Source organism: Bradyrhizobium sp. USDA 3240 (genome assembly GCF_054063295.1).
The window spans coordinates 3,513,284-3,533,021 of record NZ_JBSSGD010000002.1 but is presented as its reverse complement, the minus strand read 5'-3'; the positions used below and the strand labels follow the sequence as shown (position 1 = coordinate 3,533,021).

Below are 19,738 nucleotides of genomic sequence, written 5' to 3'. Positions count from 1 at the left end.
AATGACAACTTCACACACATTACTCCGCCGCCGTCAGGTGGTGCACCTTGCCGGCGATCTCGCGCGGCACGGGGGCGGCCCACGGCGCGCCGCGGCGGCGCTTGACGTCGACTTCCATCCAGTAGAGCTCCCAGCCCAGCGTCGGTCCGATGCCGTCCATCGTCGCCGGACCCTGAATGCTACGCGCGGAGGCTTCGTCGAGGAACAGCATCGGTTTCTCGCCGCCGGAAACCTTTTCGATCTCCTGCCGCAACAGGCGGCGATATTGCACGATCGCCTTGTCGCTCTGGCCGAGATGCTCGTTGGTGCGATCCTGGATCGCCCCCATCGATTCCACCGCCCACTGATCGTGGACGTTGATGTCGCTGCCCATGCCGGTATAGGTCTCGGTCGCCTGCTCGTGGGGATCGAAGCCGTAGTCGTTGCTGCGGTTCTTGCGCGACTTGTAGTCGGGCAGCGTATAGAGCTCGAGCCGCTGGTCGCGCATCTTCTGCTTGTCGACCGGGGCCGCGTAGCTGGTGAAGATCGCGTACCAGTAGCAGTTCTCGTCATCGACCGGCACGTGCCACTGCGTGATCGTCATCTCGGTCGACATCGGGATGACGAAGCCGTGTGGGAATAGCTGGTTGGTGACGCGCACATGGGTGCGCTCCTCGTCGAGCTCGCGCAGCGCGATCAGGCGCAGGCCGTATTCGGTGTGCTCGACATTGATGATCGGCCGATCATATTCGCGCAGGATCTTGGTCATCGGCATGTCGCTGCCGGCGGAGGCGCCGCGGAACTGCTTGCCGTAGGCGCCCGAGGTGTCCTCGTCCTCGAAGAAGCGATGCAGGAAGGAGGCGTGCGCCGGATCGATGCCGACCTCCAGCGCCTGTAGCCAGTTGCAGTTCATGTGGCCCTTGAACGCGAACGTATGACTGTCGGGTGCGACGAAGCAGTCGAGCTCCGGAAATGCCGGCGGGGCGCCTTCGCCGAGATAGGCCCACAGGATGCTGCTCTTCTCCACCACGGGATAGGAGCGCTGCTTGATACCCTTGCAGAGTTGCGATCCAACAGGCTCGGCCGGCGTCTCGATGCACTGGCCTGATGCGTCGAACAGCCAGCCGTGGAAGGCGCAGCGCAGCCCGCCATTCTCGAGCCGGCCGAAGGCGAGGTCGGCGCCGCGGTGCGCGCAGTGGCGATCGATTAGCCCGTAGCTGCCGTCCTCGCTGCGGAACAGCACCAGGTTTTCACCGAGCAGCTGCACCGGTCGAACCGGGCGCGGCCCTTCCAACTCGTCGACCAGCGCCGCCGGCTGCCAGTACATCCGCATAAGCTTTCCGCAAGGGTCTTTGCGCCCGGTGCGGGTGATCAGATCGTTCGCTTCCTGGCTCATCATGGCGGCGTCTCCCGAATGTGGATTTGTTCGCCTATTGAACGAATGTGCGAATTATGCCATGTCTCATTCCAACCGCAAGCGCAATTTTTGAACCGTTCAAATCCGCGAGCCCCCAATGCCCAAGCTGAAGCGGACCGATCAGGACGAGCGCGCCACCGACTTCGTCGAGGCGCTCGATCGCGGCCTGCGCCTTTTGCAGGTGTTCGGCACTGTCAGTGGTCCGGCCACGCTGAGTGACCTCGCCCGCGCCGCCGACCTGCCGCGCGCCACCGCGCGCCGCATCCTGTTCACGCTAGCGCATGGCGGCTTCGTCGCAACCGACGGCAAACTGTTCACGCTGACACCGCATGTGCTGACGCTCGCGGGCTCATTCCTGCAATCCAACCAGGTGGTGACGGTGCTGCAACCGGTGCTCGACCGCATCGCGACCGCAGCGCAGGAGATCGCCTCGCTCGCGCTGCTCGATGGCGACGACGTCGTGTTCGTCGCGCGCTCGAGCCCGACGCGGGTGTTCTCCGGCGGTCTCGATATCGGCTACCGGCTGCCGGCGTTCTGCACGTCAGTGGGCCGCGCGATGCTCGGCCGGCTCGGCGATGCCGAGCTCGCGGTACGCCTGAAGGCGATGCGCCGCGATCCGGTGACGCCGCAGACCACGACCGATCCGAAGAAGCTGCTCGCCACCATCATCGCCGATCGTGCGCAGGGCTACTCGCTGGTCGACCGCGAGGCCGAGCCGCATTTCCGTTCGATCTCGGTGCCGGTGCATCGCTATGACGGCACCATCGTCGCCGCCATCAACATGGGCGCGCATGTCGATCGCGTGCCGGCCAAGGAATTGATCGACCGCTTCCTGCCGCTGCTGCGCGACGGTGCGGATGATGTGAAGAGCAGGCTATTGTAAGGCGCTCTTATTTCCTCGCGATGCTTCGTCATTGCGAGGAGCGTTAGCGACGAAGCAATCCATGCATCCATACGCGCGGAAAGATGGATTGCTTCGCTTCGCTCGCAATGACGGGGATAGCGGGTCGATCAAGCTGTAAGATTACAGCGCCACGCTGCGCAGCCCGAAGCTGCGCGCCTCGTTCTGCAGCACCGGCCGCACCGAATCGATCAATCGCGCCGCGGCCGCATCGACCGAAAGCCCGGCGGTGTCGACCACCGCGGATGCGCGAGCATAAAGCGGTTCGCGGCTGACCAAAATGTTGCGCAGTTCGGCCATCGCGGAGCGGTCGTCGGCCATCGGGCGCAGATCGCCCTGGCGGCGGACGCGGGCCATGTGCTCTTCCGGCTCGGCCTTCAGCCAGATCGTGTAGAACGACGACAGGATCAGGTCGAAGGTCAGCGCCTCGGAGACGATGCCGCCGCCGGTCGCCAGCACCATCAATTCCTTGCGCGCGAGCAGCTGCGTCAGCGCGGCCTGCTCCATGCGGCGAAAGCCTTCCTGGCCGTACAGCGCGATGATCTCGGCGACCGAGAGACCGTTCTGCGCCTCGATCTCCTTGTTGAGCTCGACGAAACTCCAGCCGATCTTCTTCGCCAGCATCCGCCCGAGCGTGGTCTTGCCGGCGCCGCGCAGGCCGATCAGCGCGATGCCTGAGAACGAGGCGCCGCGCGGCGCCAGCGGGCTGCTGCCGGCGAGCATGTCCTTGGCCTGCGCGATCTGGTTCGGCGACGCCTTGCGCAGGAGATCGCGGATCACGGCCCAGTCCGGGATCGGCTCGCTCGAGGGGATCAGATCCTCGAGATGCGCGCCCATCGCGCCTGCGACACGGCGCAGCAGCACGATCGAGACATTGCCTTTGCCGCTTTCGAGCTGGGCGATGTAGCGTTCGGAAATGCCGGAGACCTTGGCGAGAACCTTGCGCGACATGCCGCGGAGCGCGCGCATGGTGCGCACCCGCTGCCCGAGCTGTTCGAGGAAGTCGGTTTCCGGATCGTTGGCTTCGGTCATGATCCCCATGCGACGCGCGGTCCTGACTGAATCAGGTCCAATGGTCTAGGAAACATAATGCCGATGAGGATTGACAGCAAGCCAATGTGGTGGCTTTGTATGAATTATAATTCTTAAATCTTGACGAGAGAGGACAGGCGCGGCGCGCCTGTGCCTGAGGAGCGGGCCATGACCTACAATGCAGTCACCTGGCTGCTCGACCGCAATGTCGATGAGGGCCGCGGCGCCAAGGTCGTGTTCGACGATACGGTCTCGCAAATCACCTATGGCGAGTTGCAGCAGCAGACCCGGCGGGTCGGCAACATGCTGCGCCGGCTCGGCGTCCGCCGCGAGGAGCGGGTCGCCATGATCATGCTCGATACGGTCGATTTCCCGATCGTGTTCCTCGGCGCGATCCGCGCCGGCGTGGTGCCGGTGCCGCTCAACACGCTGCTGACATCAGAGCAATACGCCTACATCCTCAGTGATTGCCGCGCGCGCGTGCTGTTCGTGTCCGAGGCGCTGCTGCCTGTCGTGAAGGACATCATCGCGCGCATGCCCGATCTCGAGCATGTCGTGGTCTCCGGCAAGGACGCGCACGGCCACAAGAAGCTGTCGGATGAGATCGCGCGCGAGGGCGACGTGTTCGCGACCGCGTCGACGCATGCCGACGAGCCGGCGTTCTGGCTCTATTCGTCGGGCTCGACCGGCATGCCGAAGGGCGTGCGCCATCTGCATTCCAATCTCGCGGCGACCGCGGAGACCTATGCCCAGCAGGTGCTCGGGATCCGCGAGGACGATGTCGGCCTGTCGGCGGCAAAGCTGTTCTTCGCCTATGGGCTCGGCAATGCGCTGACCTTCCCGATGTCGGTCGGCGCAACGACGATCCTGAATTCGGAGCGTCCGACGCCGGCGGTGATGTTCGCGCTGATGAACAAATATCATCCCAGCATCTTCTTCGGCGTGCCGACCCTGTTCGCCGCGATGCTGAACGACGAGGCGACCAAGGCGCAGTCCGGCGGCGATCGCCTGCGGGTCTGCACGTCGGCCGGCGAGGCGTTGCCGGAATCGGTCGGTAATGCGTGGCGCGCGCGGTTCGGCGTCGACATCCTCGACGGCGTCGGCTCGACCGAGCTCTTGCACATCTTCCTGTCGAATGCGCCCGGCGACATCAAATACGGCTCCTCGGGGCGTCCGGTGCCCGGCTACAAGGTGCGGCTGGTCAACGAGCTCGGAGCCGACGTCGCCGACGGTGAGGTCGGCGAGCTCTTGGTCGATGCACCCTCGGCCGGCGAGAGCTACTGGAATCAGCGCGCCAAGAGCCGCGCCACTTTCGAGGGCGCGTGGACCCGCACCGGCGACAAATACACGCGCGATGCCGACGGTCGTTACACCTTCTGCGGCCGCGCCGATGACATGTTCAAGGTGTCCGGCATCTGGGTCTCGCCGTTCGAGGTCGAGAGCGCGCTGATCACCCATCCCGCCGTGCTGGAAGCCGCCGTCGTGCCGGAGGCCGATCCGGAAGGGCTCTTGAAGCCGAAGGCCTATGTGGTGCTGCGGCCCGAGAGTTCGGCCGATGGTTTGCACGAGGCGCTGAAGGAACACGTCAAGCAGAAGATCGGCCCGTGGAAATATCCGCGCTGGATCGATGTGGTCGACAATCTGCCGAAGACGGCGACCGGCAAGATCCAGCGGTTCAAGTTGCGGCACGACGACGGCGCGCACTAGCATTTCCACTTGCGTCGTCCCGGCGAACGCCGGGACCCATACGCCGCGTCCTTCGTTTTTGAAAGACGCTGTTCAACGGCTTTTGCGCAACAACTGACCCCTGTGGTTATGGGTCCCGGCCTTCGCCGGGACGACGAGTGAGGAAGGCCCACCATGACGAACTTGAACCCCGCGGGCTTCCTCAGCATCGGCGGCGCCGAACTCGAGTACCGGATGATCGGTCCGTCACCCGAGACGGCGCCGACCCTCGTGATGCTCCACGAAGGTCTCGGCAGCGTCGGGCTGTGGGGCGACTTCCCCGACAAGCTGCAGGCGGCGACCGGCGCCGGCGTGTTCGCCTATTCGCGCGCGGGCTATGGCGCGTCGTCGCCGGCGAAGCTGCCGCGTCCGGTCGACTATATGCATCGCGAAGCGCTGGACGTGCTGCCGAAGCTACTCGATCGGATCGGCTTCCGCCGCGGCCTCTTGGTCGGCCACTCCGACGGCGCGTCGATCGCGGCGATCTATGCCGGCGCGCATCAGGATCATCGCCTGCACGGCCTCGCGCTGCTCGCGCCGCACTTCGTCGTCGAGGACATTTCGGTGAAGTCGATCGCCGAGATCAAGACGGCGTATGAGACCACGAATCTGAAGGAGAAGCTGGCGCGCTGGCACAAGGATGTCGACAACGCCTTCCGTGGCTGGAACGACGCCTGGCTCGATCCGGCATTCCGCGACTGGGATATCTCCGAATATCTCGCCTACATCCGCGTGCCCGTGCTGATCGTGCAGGGTGCGGATGATCAATACGGCACGATGCGTCAGGTCGAGATCGCCCAGGACGAGTGCTACTGCCCGGTCGACGTCGCCGCGATCGGCGGCGCCGGCCACTCGCCGCACCGCGAGGCGCCCTCTGTCACGCTCGAAGCGGTCACCGAATTCGCCAAAGCGGCGCTGCGCGACGACCCGGCACTGGCGGCCTGACTTTTGGTGCCGGTGCCAGGCCATTGGCCCAATGGGTGAATTTCTCGAACATGAAACAAAATGCATGTTTTTGAGTTTTGAGCTAGACGAAATCAAAAACATGCACTATTGTGCATGACGACCTCGACGAACGAACCTTCAAACGAACAACAGATAAGGGTGGCCCATGGCTGGTGACGATCGCGTCCTTGCAGGCGGGGCGAAGTACATCGACTTCCAGACCAACCCGTCGCGCTACCGGCACTGGAAGCTCGACATTGCCGGCGACGTCGCGACGCTGACCATGGACGTCGACGAGAACGCCGGCCTGTTCGAGGGTTATCAGCTCAAGCTGAACTCCTACGATCTCGGCGTCGACATCGAGCTTGCCGACGCTGTGCAGCGGCTGCGCTTCGAGCATCCCGAGGTGAAGGTCGTGGTGATGCGCTCGGGCAAGAACCGCGTGTTCTGCGCCGGCGCCAATATCCGGATGCTGGCGGGCTCGACCCACGCCCACAAGGTCAACTTCTGCAAGTTCACCAACGAGACCCGCAACGGGCTGGAGGATTCCAGCGAGAACTCCGGCCAGAGCTTCATCACCGTCGTCAACGGCACCGCCGCCGGCGGCGGCTATGAGCTGGCGCTCGCGACCGACCACATCATGATGGCCGATGACGGCGCGGCCGCCGTCGCGCTGCCGGAAGTGCCGCTGCTCGCGGTGCTGCCGGGCACCGGCGGCCTCACGCGTGTGGTCGACAAGCGCAAGGTGCGCCGCGACCACGCCGACTTCTTCTGCACCATCGAGGAAGGCATCAAGGGCAAGCGCGCGGTGCAGTGGCGGCTGGTCGACGAGATCGCGCCGAACTCCAAGCTCGAGGGCAAGCTTGCCGAGCGCGTCAAGGAATTCGCCGCCAGGTCGAAGCGCAACGGCGAGGGCCGTGGCATCGCACTGGCGCCGCTGACGCGGACCATCGACGACAGCGCCATCCGCTACGGCTTCGTCAGCGTCGACATCGATCGCGCCGCGCGCATCGCCACCATTTCGATCAAGGCGCCGGAAGCTGCGGCGCCTGCCGACATCGACGGCATGATCGGACAGGGCGCTTCGTTCTGGCCGCTGCAGGTCGCCCGCGAGCTCGACGATGCGATCCTGCATCTGCGCATCAACGAGCTCGAGACCGCGATGCTGGTGTTCAAGAGCCATGGCGACCGCGCCAATGTCGTCTCCTATGACGCGTTCATGGAAGCCAACAAGGCGCACTGGCTGGTCAACGAGGTCAGGCATTACTGGAAGCGCGTGCTCAAGCGCATCGACGTCACCTCACGCACGCTGGTGACGCTGGTCGAGCCCGGCTCCTGCTTCGTCGGCACCCTGGCCGAGCTCGTGTTCGCCGCCGACCGCTCCTATATGCTGATCGGCCAGAAGCAGGGCGATAACCGCCCGCCGCCGGCGATCGAACTGACGGCGATGAATTTCGGGCCGTATCCGATGAGCCATGGCCTGACCCGGCTGCAATCGCGCTTCCAGGCCGACCCAATGGATATCGAACGCGCGCAGGGCTCGATCGGCAAGGCGCTCGACGCGGAGGAGGCCGAGGAGCTCGGCCTCGTGACCTTCGCGCTCGACGATATCGACTGGGACGACGAGGTCCGCGTGTTCTTCGAAGAGCGGACCTCGTTCTCTCCCGATGGCCTCACCGGCATGGAAGCCAATCTGCGCTTTGTCGGTCCCGAGACCATGGAATCGAAGATCTTCTCGCGCCTCACGGCGTGGCAGAACTGGATCTTCCAGCGGCCCAATGCGGTCGGTGAGGACGGCGCGCTGCGCCGCTACGGCACCGGCCAGAAGGCGCAATTCGACATGACACGCGTTTAAGGGAGCACGGCCATGAACATCATGAACGTCGATTACTCGACCAAGATTCCAAACAATGTGAATCTCGCCGAAGACCGCCAGGTGCTCAAGGCGCTGGAGGGCTGGCACCCCGGCTACATGGACTGGTGGAAGGACATGGGGCCGGACGGCTTCCAGGAGTCGCTGGTCTATCTGCGTACCGCCTACTCGGTCGATCCGCGCGGCTGGGCCAAGTTCGACTACGTGCGGATGCCCGAATATCGCTGGGGCATTTTGCTTGCACCGCAGGAAGAGAACCGCGTCATTCCGTTCGGCGAAGACTACGGCAAGCCGGCCTGGCAGGAAGTCCCCGGCGAGCATCGCGCCATGCTGCGCCGCCTGATCGTGATCCAGGGCGACACCGAGCCCGCCTCGGTCGAGCAGCAGCGCCATCTCGGCAAGACCGCGCCCTCGCTCTACGACATGCGCAACCTGTTCCAGGTCAATGTCGAGGAAGGCCGCCATCTTTGGGCGATGGTCTACCTCCTGCAGAAGTATTTCGGCCGCGACGGCCGCGAGGAAGCCGACGATTTGTTGCGTCGCCGCTCGGGCGATGCGGATAGCCCACGCATGCTCGGCGCCTTCAACGAGGCGACGCCGGACTGGCTGTCGTTCTTCATGTTCACCTACTTCACCGACCGCGACGGCAAGATGCAGCTGCACTCGCTGGCGCAGTCGGGCTTCGATCCGCTGTCGCGCACCTGCCGCTTCATGCTGACCGAGGAAGCCCATCACATGTTCGTCGGCGAGACCGGCATCACCCGCGTCGTGCAGCGCACCTGCGATGCGATGACGGAAGCCGGCATCACCGATCCGAACGACATCGCAAAAATCCGCGCGCTCGGCGTGATCGATCTGCCGACCATCCAGAAGAAGCTGAACCTGCACTATTCGCTGTCGCTCGATTTGTTCGGTTCCGAAGTATCGACCAACGCGGCGAATGCCTTCAATGCCGGCATCAAGGGCCGCTACAAGGAAACCACGATCGAGGACGATCACCAGCTCAAGAGCTCGACCTATCCGGTCATGAAGATGGTGGACGGCCAGATCAAGATGGTCGACGAGCCGGCGCTGACCGCGCTCAACATGCGGCTGCGCGACGACTACACGCAGGATTGCGTCAAGGGCATGCTGCGCTGGAACAAGGTGATCTCCACCGCCGGCATCGACTACAAGCTCGCGGTGCCGAACACCGCCTTCCACCGCCAGATCGGCGAGTTCAAGGACATCCATGCGACGCCGGATGGCCTCTTGATCGACGACGCCACCTGGGCCAAGCGCAAGAACGACTGGCTGCCGTCGACCGCGGACGGCGACTTCATCGCCTCGCTGATGAAGCCGGTGACCGAACCCGGCGAGTTCGCCTCGTGGATTTCGGCGCCCAAGGTCGGCATCGACAACAAGCCCGGCGACTTCGAATATGTGAGAATCGAGAGCTGAGTTTCAGCTAGCAGTTCCTCTCCTCCCGGAGGGGCCGAAAAGGGGTAAGCCGAGAAGGTCCTGGCTTGCCCCTTTTCTTTTTGAGACGTGCGTTCGCGTGCGCGATGAAGCCTTGGAGCTTCCCGGCTTGACAAGCGAGACGCCTTCGCGCGGAAATCACGCAGCTTCAACATGAACTGCAATGACCGCTTGAGCCGGTTGTCGCGGATCAGGAATACGGCGGGGCCATCATGAGTGAAGAGATTTTTCCGGGGCCGACCCTGCGTCCGCTCAAGCTCCAGTTCGGTGAGCAAACGATCGCGGGCTTCGAGAGTGCGGGCACCGGCCGCGACATCCTGCTGATCCACGGCAATTCGTCGTCATCGCAGATCTGGCAGAAGCAACTCCAGGGGCCGCTTGGCGCCAAGTACCGCGTGATCTCGATCGATCTTCCCGGACATGGCGGTTCGTCGCCTGCGCCCGATCCGGAACACGGTTATTCGGGTGCAGGCTATGCCGGCTGCATTGCCGCGGCCGCAAAGGAGCTCGGCCTGAAGGACGCGGTGGTGGTGGGCTGGAGCCTCGGTGGACATGCCGTGCTCAACGCAGCCCCGTCTTTGCCGATGACGGCCGGGCTGATGATTTTCGGTACGCCACCGATCAGCAAGGCGCCGGACGGGTTCTCCGGGTTCAAGGGGCTGTCGGCGACCACCTTCACGCCGGCGCCCAGCGATGCCGAGATCGCGGCCTGGCTGAAGACGGTCTTCGCGCCGGATTATGCGCCGTTGCCCTCGTTCGTCGACGCCGATTTCCGCCGCACCGACGGCAATGCGCGCGGCTACCTCGGCGCCAGCGTGCAGGCCGGCCGCTTCGCCGACGAGGTCGAGATCGTGCGCGGCCTCGGGATTCCGCTGGCGATCGTGCATGGCAGCGAGGAGCAGATGGTCGATCTCGGTTATCTGCAACGGCTGCCCGCGCCGACGCTATGGCGCGGCCAGGTTCAGGTGGTCGACGGTGCCGGCCACGCCACGCAGTGGGAAAGAGCCGACGCGTTCGACCGGCTCGTCGACGAGTTCGCGTCGAGTCTCTGAGGAAGGCGGATCGGCGGTGGCTGCTCGGCGTTCGCCGCTCAACCGGCTTTAATCGTCATTTGCAAGTTCGTCGGGCCACATCTGCGCGCCGTGAAGCACGCGCAAGATGCGAACGGTCTCGCCGTCGACAAGGTACGCTGCGACATAAGGTGTGCGCGGGATGACTAACTCCCGCGTTCCGGCGACACGCCCGGGCCGGCCACTGTCAGGAAAGTCGAGCAGGCGCCGCGCGGCATCGGCGATCTGTTCATCGACATGAACCGCGGCACGGGGATTCTCCGCCTCGATGTAGCTGAAAATGTCGTCGCGATCGGACAGTGCGAAGCGCGTCCAGACGAGCTTCACCGTTTGCGTTCCGCCGCCTTTCGAAGTGCGGCGGCACGACGTTGCGCGAAATGCGCTTCGACTTCGGAATCATCGAGACTCGGCCGTGTATCCGCCAGCGCCTGGCGCACCTTCTCGCGAAACCAGCTGTCGTAAGCTTGGCTGTTGCTGACGAGCTCCAGTGGAAGCGTCCCTTCATTGGCCGTGCGCGTCAGCAATATCCGCACCGCGTCCGACACCGTGAGACCCATGTTTTCCAGAACCGCGGTGGCCTTCTCTTTTACGTCCGCATCGATGCGGGTTTGGACTAGGGCATTCGAAGCCATAGCGATCTCCTTACTCACGATCAATGTAATGCATCTGAATGACATGCGCCAGAGGCGTCACGGCCGCAACTGGGGGTGACCACAGTGACGAAAGTGGCCTCGCTTCTTGGCGAGGCCCATTGCCATCGGACTCCATGCGACAAAGGGCGCCTCGCTGCGAGCGAGGCGCCCTTTGTGTATCACCAGTCTCGCTGCCAAGCGCCGCGCGGCGGTGTTCTAATGCGCGTGAGCGACGCGGTCGCTTACCCCGCGATCTCGAGCCCCGCGGTCGCATACACCACGCCGCCATCGACCGCGATGGTGTTGCCCACGACATAGTCGCCGGCGCGCGAGGCGAGATAGATCGCGGTGCCTGCCATGTCCTCGTCGCTGCCCACGCGTCGCGACGGAACGCGTTGTGCGACTTCGTCGGCGTGGTCGCGCGCGGCGCGGTTCATGTCCGACTTGAAGGCGCCGGGTGCGATCGCGGTGACGTTGATGTTGTCCTTGATCAGTCGCGTCGCCATCCGGCGCGTCAGATGGATCACCGCGGCCTTGCTGGCGGCATAGGAATAGGTCTCCATCGGATTGACGAAGATGCCGTCGATCGAGGCGATGTTGATCACCTTGCCCGGTTTGTCCTGCGTCGCCGCGGCGCGCAGCGGCTTGGCCAGCGCCTTGGTCAGGAAGAAGATCGACTTGACGTTGAGGTTCATCACCTTGTCCCAGCCGCTCTCCGGGAATTCGTCGAAGTCCGCGCCCCATGCCGCGCCGGCATTGTTGACCAGGATGTCGAGCTTCGGCTCGCGCTTGATGATCTCGCCCGCGAGCTTGTCGCAGCCCTCGACGGTCGAGATGTCGATCGGCAGCGCGATGCATTCGCCGTCATAGGCGGCGGTGAGCTCCTGGGCGGTGGCCTCGCAGGGACCGGCCTTGCGCGCGGTGATGTAGACCTTCGCGGCGCCCTGCGCGAGGAAACCGGCCGCGATCATCTTGCCGATGCCGCGTGATCCCCCGGTCACCAGCGCGACGCGGCCCTTCAGTGAGAACAGATCCTTGAACATGTTGCCTCCTTAGCTATGCCAAGCGTTCTGGCCGGGTTGATGGAGCTAGTCAAGGAACCGCCGCGGCCGGCGAACGCTCAGCCTGCTCGATCTCCGGCGATGTTCTGATCAGTTTACCCGCGAAGGGCGGGCGTCGAATCGATCAAGCTTTCTTGAGATGTGATGCAGTGCACAAACTGGTCAGCCGGTTTTGCCGCATCATGCGCGTGGGGTGGAATTCCAGATCAAGGAGTTCCAATAATGAAGCACATTTCATTGCCGGTGGCCGGTGTGATGCCTGTCACCCCCGTTCAATTTCGCCGAAGGCGGAAAGGACTGTTCGCAGCGATCGTCGGCGCAATTCACTATTCGCGGCGGATTCAGGCGCGACGCGTTCTCAAGCAATATCAGCATCTGATCGACCGCGCCGACCGGCATTGCACCAATTTGGAGGGCGGCCGCAATGTCCGTTACTGAACGGTCGTCGACGCGCAAATCGGTCATCCGGCTCCCGGAGGTCAGCGAGATCACGCTGCTTGTTGCCATCGCAATCGGATTTCTTGTGCTGCACTTCCTCACTGCGACGTTGCTGATGCCAGCGGCCACGGCCGATGCGGCCGCGCCGCAAGAGGCGAGGGCGGTTCACACCGACTAGCGCCTTCCCGATCCATCCATCATCGCCGTCATCAACGGAGGTCCACGCTGTGGCCGACGTCACGTCATTTCTTGTGCTCAGCGCTGCGGTGTTTTGCGGCGCCTTCGTGTCCGGTCTCGCCGGCTTTGCCTTTTCCGCAATCGCCGGCGCGATCCTGCTGCATGCGATGTCGCCGACCGAAGCGGTGCCGCTGATGATGGCATGCAGCGTCGGTGTACAGGCAGCCAATCTGTGGGCGCTTCGGCACAACATCCAGTGGAAGCAGAGCCTGTCTCTGATCGCCGGTGGGCTGCTCGGCGTGCCGCTCGCGCTTTGGCTGTTGCACAACACAGACAGCCGGACCTTTCGTGAAGGCTTCGGAATCTTGGTCGCATTCTATGCCGGCTACATGCTGTTCAGGCCAGCGATCGGCTACGGCCGGTTGCCGGAGGGGCGCAACGCGCTTGTCGGATTTGGCGGCGGCCTGATCGGCGGGCTGACGGCGATGCCGGGCGCGCTGCCGACCATCTGGTGCGATATGCATGGCGTGCCGAAGCAGCAACAGCGCGGCCTCGTGCAACCCTTCATCGCCGCGATGCAGATTTCGGCGCTCGTGATGATGCTGCTGCATCGCGACCTCTCGATGAAGGTCGCCTATGACGTTGTGCTTGGCGCTCCGGCGCTGCTTGCCGGTTCGGGGCTCGGCATCTTTGCCTTTCGCAACATCGACGAGGCCAACTTCAGGCGGGTGATCCTCGGCCTGTTGCTGGTGTCGGGACTGCTGCTGGTGGTTTAGGACGTTGCTTGATTACGCCGCGTCGATGCGGCGAAAACCGTTCCACACCGCGGTGGCGGCGCCGGATGTCAGCACCGGCAAGAGCCGCGCGTCCTGGTAATTGCCGTTCAGCGAGACCCGCTGCAATGCGGTCAGATGCTCGGCGCTTTCGGGAAACAGCATGCCCGGCCGCGTCGTCACCGCTGTCCGAAAGCCGATCGATCTGGCGAGCGCGAATTCGCGCTGCCCGGCGGCGATCCGGTCGCCGTAGGGATAGGCGAGATGCGCGACCTGCCGCTGCAGCGCATCCTCGATCCGTGCCCGGCTGGTAGCGAGCTCGAACGATGCGACGGTCTCGCTCTGCTTGGCGAGATTGCAATGGGTGATGGTGTGGGCGCCGATGGTGACCAGCGGATCGTCGGCAAAGCCGCGCAACTCGTCCCAGGACATGCAGAGCTCGCGCGCGATGCCGGCCTCGTCGACGCCGTGGCGGGCGCACAGCGCGGATATCTCGGCCTGCATCTCCTTCTCGCCCGGCAGTGAACGCAGCCAGTCGTGCATGCGGCTGAACGCCGTGCGCTTAGCTTGCGGCGTCGCGGTGTCGATCCGCGTCATGACGCCGGCGATCGGCACCTCGAAGGCCGATGCTGCGGCGATGATCCGCTCCAGCGCGATCCACCACAATTTGCCGCAGCCCTCTGCGAAATCGCTCGCGACAAACACCGTGAACGGCGCGCCGAATTCGCGCATGACAGGCAGCGCGAAATCACGGTTGTCGCGGTAGCCGTCGTCGCAGGTGAAGCAGGCGAAGCGCCGCGCGAAATTCCGCTCGGTGAGGCGGCGATGCGCCTCGTCTATGCTGACGACATCGACGTCGAGCGCGCGCAGGTGCGTCAGCATCGCGCGCAGGAAGTCGGGCGTGACCTCGAGATGATGGTTGGGCTGGAACGCGTCGGCGCGGCGCGGGCGGACGTGGTGCAGCATGAAGATGGCGCCGACGCCGGCAAAGATCGGCCGCAGCAGGATGTGCGCACCCGAGAAATACAACGCCTCCATCCCGGCACGGATCACGGTGTTGCGGAGTTGTTTCATGAGGGGCACGGGCTGGCCGATTTGCATTCCGCCGGAAACTTAGCGAAACACCACTGAAGAAACTGTTATCCCGATCCAATATGGCGTCCCCGCCATGGTCTTTGATTCGGCCTTTGATTTGGGGTTTGACAGCCGGCCAAGGGTTTGTTTTCTCTCTAGTTCCAGACCCGCAGGACGCTGAATGCACGGACTTTTCAAGTGGAGTAGCAAGTGGTGGCCGGGGGTGATTCCACTGGTCGTCCTGTGGGGCATCGCGGCCTGGACCTCAACGGGAACGGTCGAAGCGGACCTTGCTGCGCGCGCTAATGCCGCACTGAAGGACACCGTGCTCGACAAGCGCCGCATCAGCGTCGACGGCCGCGATGTGACCTTTGCGGCCAACGCCTTCTCCGAGGACGGCCGTCTCAGCGCAGTGGCGTCGGTCGAGGCGGTGCCGGGCGTGCGGCTGGTCAACGACGAGACCCGGCTCGTTGCCGAAGCCAAGCCCTTTGTGTGGTCCGCCGAACGCGACGTGGTGCGGGTCACGCTTGGCGGCAACGCGCCGCTGCCGTCGAGCAAGAGCAAGCTGACCGAGGCCGCGAAGGCCAGTCTCGGCGGCGTCGAGGTGGTGGATCAGATGGCGCTGGCCCGTGGCGCGCCGTCGCGTTTCGACCCGGCGGCGCTGTTGCTGCTCGACCAGATCGGCAAGCTGAAGGAAGGCAAGATTACGCTGACCGACAACAAGGTTGCGCTTGCCGGCATGGCGCGCGAGCTCGGCGGACGCGAAGCGGTGGCGGCGGCGCTGAAGAATCTGCCGGAAGGTTATTCGATCGCCGCCAACGACATCAAGGCGCCGCCTTACGTGTTTCAGGCCTACAAGGATCCGGTCGCGGTGACGCTGACGCTGACCGGCTACGTGCCCGACAACAACGTGCATGCCGCGTTGGTCGCCGCCGCCGGCCGCAAGTTCTTTAGCGAGAAGGTGGTCGACAATCTGAAGGCCAGCATCGGCGCTCCCTCAGGGTTTGCGGCGGCAGTTGTGCCTGCGCTCGGCGCGCTGTCGCGGCTGTCGACCGGGACGCTCGTGGTGTCGGACCGCGAGGTGAAGCTGTCGGGCGATGCGCTCTATGATGCCGCGGCCGGCCAGATCCGCGACGGGCTCGGCAAGGATTTTCCGCAGGGCTGGCAGTACAAGGCCGAGGTCACCGTGAAGCCGGCGGCGGCGCCGGTCGATCCGACGGTGTGTCAGCAGCTGTTTTCCGAAATCCTCTCCAAGGGCAAGATCCGCTTCGAGTCCGGCAAGGCCGACATCGTCCCTGACTCTGCCGGTCTGCTCGACCGCCTGATCGAGACCGCGATGCGCTGTCCCAACGCGACGATCGAAGTCGCCGGCCATACCGACAGCGACGGCGAAGAGGCGGCCAACCAGGCCTTGTCGGAGCGCCGCGCGCAGGCCGTGGTCGATTACCTCGTGCGCGCCGGACTGCCTGCCAACCGCTTCACTCCGATCGGCTATGGCAGCACGCAGCCGCTCGCCGGCAACGAGAGTGAAGACGGCAAGGCGCAGAACCGCCGCATCGAATTCGTGGTGAAGTAGCGATGACCGTGCTCGCGACATTCTTCTGGGGTTGGCTGCTCGGCGCCGCGCTGCTCGGCTTCGGCATGGGCTGGATCGCGGTGGTGCATCGGGCGCAGGGCGTCTCGAAGGTGTGGATCCGCTGGCTGGCTCTGCTCGCCGTCGCGCTGGTCGCGGCATCGTTTGCGCGGGTCGTGCCCGGCCGCTTCGGCTACTGGCTCGACCTGTTCCTTGTCATGTTCGCGCTCTATCTCGTCGGCTGCGCGATCGGCTCCTGGCTGCGCGACTGGGTGGTCTCGCGCAGCAGGCCCGCGAGCTGACCCCAAACCCCTGATCCAACAGGTCCGAGCGGCGTCGCCGAGTGCAGGGCGAGCCGCATGCATTTTACCGCTTGACATCAATACGTACGTACGTATTAAATCGTGCCCATGCCAAAACCCTCTCTCCGCGATGCCATCCTCGACGCCGGCCTGAAGGAAATGTTCCGGACCGGCTATCACGGCACCAGCGTGCGCGACGTCACCGCCGCGGCCGGCGCGCCGCAGGGCTCGTTCACCAACCATTTCCGCTCCAAGGAGCTGTTCGCGTCGGAAGTGCTCGACCGCTACTTCCTCTATGTGCGCGGCCTCGTCGCCGAAGCCCTCGGCGACACGACACTGCCGCCGCGCGACAGGCTCCGGCGCTATCTCGATCTCATCACCGGCAAGCTCGCGCATGACGGCTTCACCCGCGGCTGCCTGATCGGCGATTTCAGCCTCGAGGCGTCGGGCTCGAGCGAGATGCTGCGCGAGCAGCTCGACGAGATTTTCTGCGAATGGCGTGCGCCGTTTGCGGCCTGCATCGCTGAGGCCCAGGCCAGGCGCGAGATCGCGTCCGACTTCGATCCCGATGCGCTTGCCGATTTCCTGCTCGCATCCTGGCAGGGCGCGATGCTGCGCATGAAGGTCGAGCGCAGCGCGGCCGCGCTCGAGCGTTTCAAGACCATCGCCTTCCAAACCGTGTTCAAGGAGTTGCCATGACCGTGTCTGCCGATATCAGTCTGCATCATCGCCCGGTGCTCGGGACCACGATGGCCTATCGCGAAACCGGACGCAGCGACGCGCCGCACGTGCTGTTCCTGCACGGCAATCCGACGTCATCCTATATCTGGCGCAACATCATGCCGCTGGTGGCGCCGGTCGGGCACTGCATCGCGCCCGACCTGATCGGCTACGGCCAGTCCGGCAAGCCCGACATCGCCTACCGCTTCTTCGACCATGCGGACTATCTCGATGCGCTGATCGACGCGCTCGGCATCAGCTCGGCATATCTCGTCGCCCAGGATTGGGGCACCGCGCTCGCGTTCCATCTCGCGGCGCGCCGTCCGCAACTCGTGCGCGGGCTCGCCTTCATGGAATTTATCCGGCCGATGTCGACATGGAGCGATTTCGATCCCGATCACGGCGTGCGCGAAGAAACCTTTCGCAAGTTCAGGACCGAAGGTGTGGGCGAGGCGATGATTCTGGAAGGCAATGCCTTCATCGAGCGCGTTCTTCCGAACGGGATGCTGCGCAAGCTGAGTGAGGAAGAGATGGCCGCTTACCGTGCGCCATTTGCGACGCGCGAGAGCCGCAAGCCGACCTTGATGCTGCCGCGCGAGCTGCCGATCGCGGGCGAACCTGCCGACGTCGATCAGGCGCTCGCCACAGCGCATGCGGCGCTCGCGGCATCGACCTATCCGAAGCTGCTGTTTGCGGGATCTCCCGGGGCACTGGTGTCGCCGGCCTTCGCCGCCGATTTTGCGCCGAGGCTCCAGCATTGCGCGGTCATCCAGCTCGGCGCCGGCGCGCATTATCTGCAGGAAGACCATCCGGAGGCGATCGGCCGCTCGGTTGCAGGGTGGATCGCCGGGATCGAAGCCGTCAACGCGCAACATCTTGCAGCATGAGTGGATGGGAGAGCACGCCATGACCGATCTCTCGATCATCTATTGCCGTCCCTGCGGTTACGAGAAGCGCGCCGGGGAGGCCGCCGCGCTGCTGCGCGAACGGCTTGCGCTCGATGCAGAGCTGGTGCCCGGCAAGGGCGGCGTCTTTGAGGTCAAGCTTGACGGCAAAGTGATCGCCAAGCGCGTGAAGGGGCATTTCCCCGATGCCGCCGAAATCGTCACCGCAGTGGCTGCGGCACGGGCATAAAAGTCTACGCAGGCTTGCCTGATCGCCGTCGCATGACCATTGCGGCGGCGATTTTCGCTGCGCGGACGCCGCGCGTCGCTCTCGCCCCCGTAGTTTCCCGGATGGCCTTGCGCAGCGTTCGGCGGGCTAACTGCCGCACGTCGATGTCAAGTCTTGTCGAACGTGGCGAGAAACGCGCATATTTGTGCACCCGCTGTCATGAATCATCCCTAATATCTTGAAGATGCGCGTTTTATTGTCGTTTGACGAATTCCACTCCGGCTTAAAACGCGCTACAGGGGTCGGGGCACAGCGAAGCGCCGGCGGAGTTCGCCCGGGAGCCGTCGTCGCGGGATCGCAATTCGAGGTCTAGATGCTGGAAGCAATACGCAGGGCGATGGCGTTTCTGCGCCAGAAGCAAATCCTGCATCGGCTGGGTGTTGTCATCAGCATCGCCGTCATCGGCATCGCCTGCTACGTCCTCTATCACATGCTGCGCGGCATCGACACCAACGAGGTGCTCGAGGCCATCAAGAGCACCGAGCCGCGACAAATCGCGCTCGCGGGACTGTTCGTCGCAGCCGGCTACTTCACGCTGACCTTCTACGACCTGTTCGCGGTGCGCGCGATCGGTCACGCCCACGTGCCCTATCGCATCAATGCGCTCGCGGCATTCACCTCGTATTCGATCGGCCACAATGTCGGCGCCAGCGTCTTCACCGGCGGCGCGGTGCGCTACCGGATCTATTCGGCCTGGGGATTGAACGCGATCGACGTCGCGAAGATCTGCTTTCTCGCCGGCCTGACCTTCTGGCTCGGCAATGCCGCAGTGCTCGGGCTCGGCATCGCCTATCATCCGGAAGCCGCCGCCAACATCGACCAGCTGCCGCCCTGGCTCAACCGCACCCTGGCGTGTGGCATCATCATCGCGCTGGTCGCCTATGTGGTCTGGGTCTGGACCCAGCCGCGGGTGGTCGGCCGCGGTCCCTGGACGGTGACCCTGCCGGGCGGCCCGCTGACGCTGCTGCAGATCGCGATCGGCATCGTCGACCTCGGCTTCTGCGCGCTGGCGATGTACGTGCTGGTGCCGGACGAGCCCAATCTCGGCTTCGTCGTGGTCGCGGTCATCTTCGTGTCGGCGACCCTGCTCGGCTTCGCCAGCCACTCCCCCGGCGGGCTCGGGGTGTTCGACGCCGCCATGCTGGTCGGCCTCTGGCAGATGGACCGCGAGGACCTGCTCGGCGGTATGCTGTTGTTCCGCCTGCTCTACTATATTGCGCCGTTCGTCATATCTGTAATCTTGCTGACGTTTCGGGAGGTTATCGTCGGCGCCCGACTCAAACGGCTGCCGCAGACTGATTCGGGTCCCCGCGCCGAGCCGCACCATGAGGCGGTTCTGGTCCGCAAGCGCGGTGATTCAGGGGTCTGATGACGCGGCCCGATGCCTCCCGAGGGAAGGTCGATATGACCGCGCC

20 protein-coding genes are annotated in these 19,738 nt (G+C 64.4%); 13 read left to right on the top strand and 7 right to left on the bottom strand.

What is annotated here, in order from left to right; translation table 11 throughout:
- Positions 1 to 19: 19 nt before the first annotated feature.
- A complete protein-coding gene (locus ACVIGA_RS17450) occupies positions 20 to 1,378 on the bottom strand; it encodes an aromatic ring-hydroxylating dioxygenase subunit alpha (protein WP_456667316.1) in 1,359 nt (452 codons plus the stop codon).
- 115 nt (positions 1,379 to 1,493) lie between these two features.
- Here ACVIGA_RS17450 and ACVIGA_RS17445 point away from each other — a divergent pair, with 115 nt between their 5' ends.
- Complete coding sequence (locus tag ACVIGA_RS17445; RefSeq protein WP_456667315.1) at positions 1,494 to 2,279, top strand: IclR family transcriptional regulator domain-containing protein; 786 nt, start codon at positions 1,494 to 1,496, stop codon at positions 2,277 to 2,279.
- Between the two features lie 141 nt (positions 2,280 to 2,420).
- On the opposite strand, the gene ACVIGA_RS17440 is transcribed toward ACVIGA_RS17445, so the two are convergent.
- Positions 2,421 to 3,338 carry a helix-turn-helix transcriptional regulator gene (locus ACVIGA_RS17440; RefSeq protein ID WP_312011696.1) on the bottom strand — a complete coding sequence of 306 codons (918 nt, stop codon included), beginning with the start codon at positions 3,336 to 3,338 and terminating at the stop codon, positions 2,421 to 2,423.
- Between the two features lie 159 nt (positions 3,339 to 3,497).
- On the opposite strand from ACVIGA_RS17440, the gene ACVIGA_RS17435 reads away from it, so the two are divergent.
- The 5 genes from ACVIGA_RS17435 to ACVIGA_RS17415 all read left to right on the top strand — a co-directional run bounded on the left by ACVIGA_RS17435 (position 3,498) and on the right by ACVIGA_RS17415 (position 10,382).
- The gene (locus tag ACVIGA_RS17435; protein ID WP_456667314.1) at positions 3,498 to 5,036 is read left to right on the top strand and encodes a benzoate-CoA ligase family protein; all 1,539 of its coding nucleotides are present in this window, start codon (positions 3,498 to 3,500) and stop codon (positions 5,034 to 5,036) included.
- 153 nt (positions 5,037 to 5,189) lie between these two features.
- Positions 5,190 to 5,999 carry an alpha/beta fold hydrolase gene (locus ACVIGA_RS17430; RefSeq protein ID WP_456667313.1) on the top strand — a complete coding sequence of 270 codons (810 nt, stop codon included), beginning with the start codon at positions 5,190 to 5,192 and terminating at the stop codon, positions 5,997 to 5,999.
- A 166-nt stretch (positions 6,000 to 6,165) separates the two neighbouring features.
- A complete protein-coding gene (boxC, locus tag ACVIGA_RS17425; RefSeq protein ID WP_456667312.1) occupies positions 6,166 to 7,854 on the top strand; it encodes a 2,3-epoxybenzoyl-CoA dihydrolase in 1,689 nt (562 codons plus the stop codon).
- 21 nt (positions 7,855 to 7,875) lie between these two features.
- Positions 7,876 to 9,312 (top strand): benzoyl-CoA 2,3-epoxidase subunit BoxB, encoded by a 1,437-nt coding sequence (gene boxB, locus ACVIGA_RS17420; RefSeq protein ID WP_456670827.1) that lies wholly within the window; start codon positions 7,876 to 7,878, stop codon positions 9,310 to 9,312.
- 230 nt (positions 9,313 to 9,542) lie between these two features.
- Positions 9,543 to 10,382 (top strand): alpha/beta fold hydrolase, encoded by an 840-nt coding sequence (locus ACVIGA_RS17415; protein ID WP_456667311.1) that lies wholly within the window; start codon positions 9,543 to 9,545, stop codon positions 10,380 to 10,382.
- A gap of 48 nt (positions 10,383 to 10,430) precedes the next feature.
- Here ACVIGA_RS17415 and ACVIGA_RS17410 read toward each other — a convergent pair whose 3' ends face one another.
- The 4 genes from ACVIGA_RS17410 to ACVIGA_RS17395 all read right to left on the bottom strand — a co-directional run bounded on the left by ACVIGA_RS17410 (position 10,431) and on the right by ACVIGA_RS17395 (position 12,558).
- A complete protein-coding gene (locus tag ACVIGA_RS17410; RefSeq protein ID WP_173639207.1) occupies positions 10,431 to 10,727 on the bottom strand; it encodes a type II toxin-antitoxin system RelE/ParE family toxin in 297 nt (98 codons plus the stop codon).
- Positions 10,724 to 11,032 carry a type II toxin-antitoxin system RelB/DinJ family antitoxin gene (locus tag ACVIGA_RS17405; protein WP_212317135.1) on the bottom strand — a complete coding sequence of 103 codons (309 nt, stop codon included), beginning with the start codon at positions 11,030 to 11,032 and terminating at the stop codon, positions 10,724 to 10,726. Before ACVIGA_RS17405 ends, ACVIGA_RS17410 begins: the two co-directional genes overlap by 4 nt.
- A gap of 242 nt (positions 11,033 to 11,274) precedes the next feature.
- Positions 11,275 to 12,075 carry an SDR family NAD(P)-dependent oxidoreductase gene (locus ACVIGA_RS17400; RefSeq protein ID WP_456667310.1) on the bottom strand — a complete coding sequence of 267 codons (801 nt, stop codon included), beginning with the start codon at positions 12,073 to 12,075 and terminating at the stop codon, positions 11,275 to 11,277.
- 252 nt (positions 12,076 to 12,327) lie between these two features.
- Positions 12,328 to 12,558 carry a hypothetical protein gene (locus tag ACVIGA_RS17395; protein ID WP_456667309.1) on the bottom strand — a complete coding sequence of 77 codons (231 nt, stop codon included), beginning with the start codon at positions 12,556 to 12,558 and terminating at the stop codon, positions 12,328 to 12,330.
- Between the two features lie 200 nt (positions 12,559 to 12,758).
- Between ACVIGA_RS17395 and ACVIGA_RS17390 the strand changes: the two genes are divergently transcribed.
- On the top strand, positions 12,759 to 13,484 hold the full coding sequence (locus ACVIGA_RS17390) for a sulfite exporter TauE/SafE family protein (RefSeq protein ID WP_456667308.1): 726 nt from the start codon (positions 12,759 to 12,761) through the stop codon (positions 13,482 to 13,484).
- Between the two features lie 12 nt (positions 13,485 to 13,496).
- Here ACVIGA_RS17390 and ACVIGA_RS17385 read toward each other — a convergent pair whose 3' ends face one another.
- Positions 13,497 to 14,555 carry a polysaccharide deacetylase family protein gene (locus ACVIGA_RS17385; protein WP_456667307.1) on the bottom strand — a complete coding sequence of 353 codons (1,059 nt, stop codon included), beginning with the start codon at positions 14,553 to 14,555 and terminating at the stop codon, positions 13,497 to 13,499.
- Between the two features lie 181 nt (positions 14,556 to 14,736).
- Here ACVIGA_RS17385 and ACVIGA_RS17380 point away from each other — a divergent pair, with 181 nt between their 5' ends.
- The 6 genes from ACVIGA_RS17380 (at position 14,737) to ACVIGA_RS17355 (ending at position 19,692) form a co-directional block, all read left to right on the top strand.
- A complete protein-coding gene (locus ACVIGA_RS17380; RefSeq protein ID WP_456667306.1) occupies positions 14,737 to 16,131 on the top strand; it encodes an OmpA family protein in 1,395 nt (464 codons plus the stop codon).
- Positions 16,132 to 16,133: 2 nt separating this feature from the next.
- On the top strand, positions 16,134 to 16,430 hold the full coding sequence (locus ACVIGA_RS17375) for a hypothetical protein (protein ID WP_223974949.1): 297 nt from the start codon (positions 16,134 to 16,136) through the stop codon (positions 16,428 to 16,430).
- Positions 16,431 to 16,538: 108 nt separating this feature from the next.
- Positions 16,539 to 17,129, top strand: a complete 591-nt coding sequence (locus ACVIGA_RS17370) for a TetR family transcriptional regulator C-terminal domain-containing protein (RefSeq protein WP_456667305.1) — start codon at positions 16,539 to 16,541, stop codon at positions 17,127 to 17,129.
- Positions 17,126 to 18,037, top strand: coding sequence for a haloalkane dehalogenase (locus ACVIGA_RS17365; protein ID WP_456667304.1), 912 nt, complete (start codon positions 17,126 to 17,128; stop codon positions 18,035 to 18,037). Before ACVIGA_RS17370 ends, ACVIGA_RS17365 begins: the two co-directional genes overlap by 4 nt.
- Before the next feature lie 19 nt (positions 18,038 to 18,056).
- Positions 18,057 to 18,284 (top strand): SelT/SelW/SelH family protein, encoded by a 228-nt coding sequence (locus tag ACVIGA_RS17360; protein WP_456667303.1) that lies wholly within the window; start codon positions 18,057 to 18,059, stop codon positions 18,282 to 18,284.
- A gap of 352 nt (positions 18,285 to 18,636) precedes the next feature.
- Positions 18,637 to 19,692 carry a putative bifunctional lysylphosphatidylglycerol flippase/synthetase gene (locus tag ACVIGA_RS17355; RefSeq protein ID WP_245452840.1) on the top strand — a complete coding sequence of 352 codons (1,056 nt, stop codon included), beginning with the start codon at positions 18,637 to 18,639 and terminating at the stop codon, positions 19,690 to 19,692.
- Positions 19,693 to 19,738 lie beyond the last annotated feature (46 nt).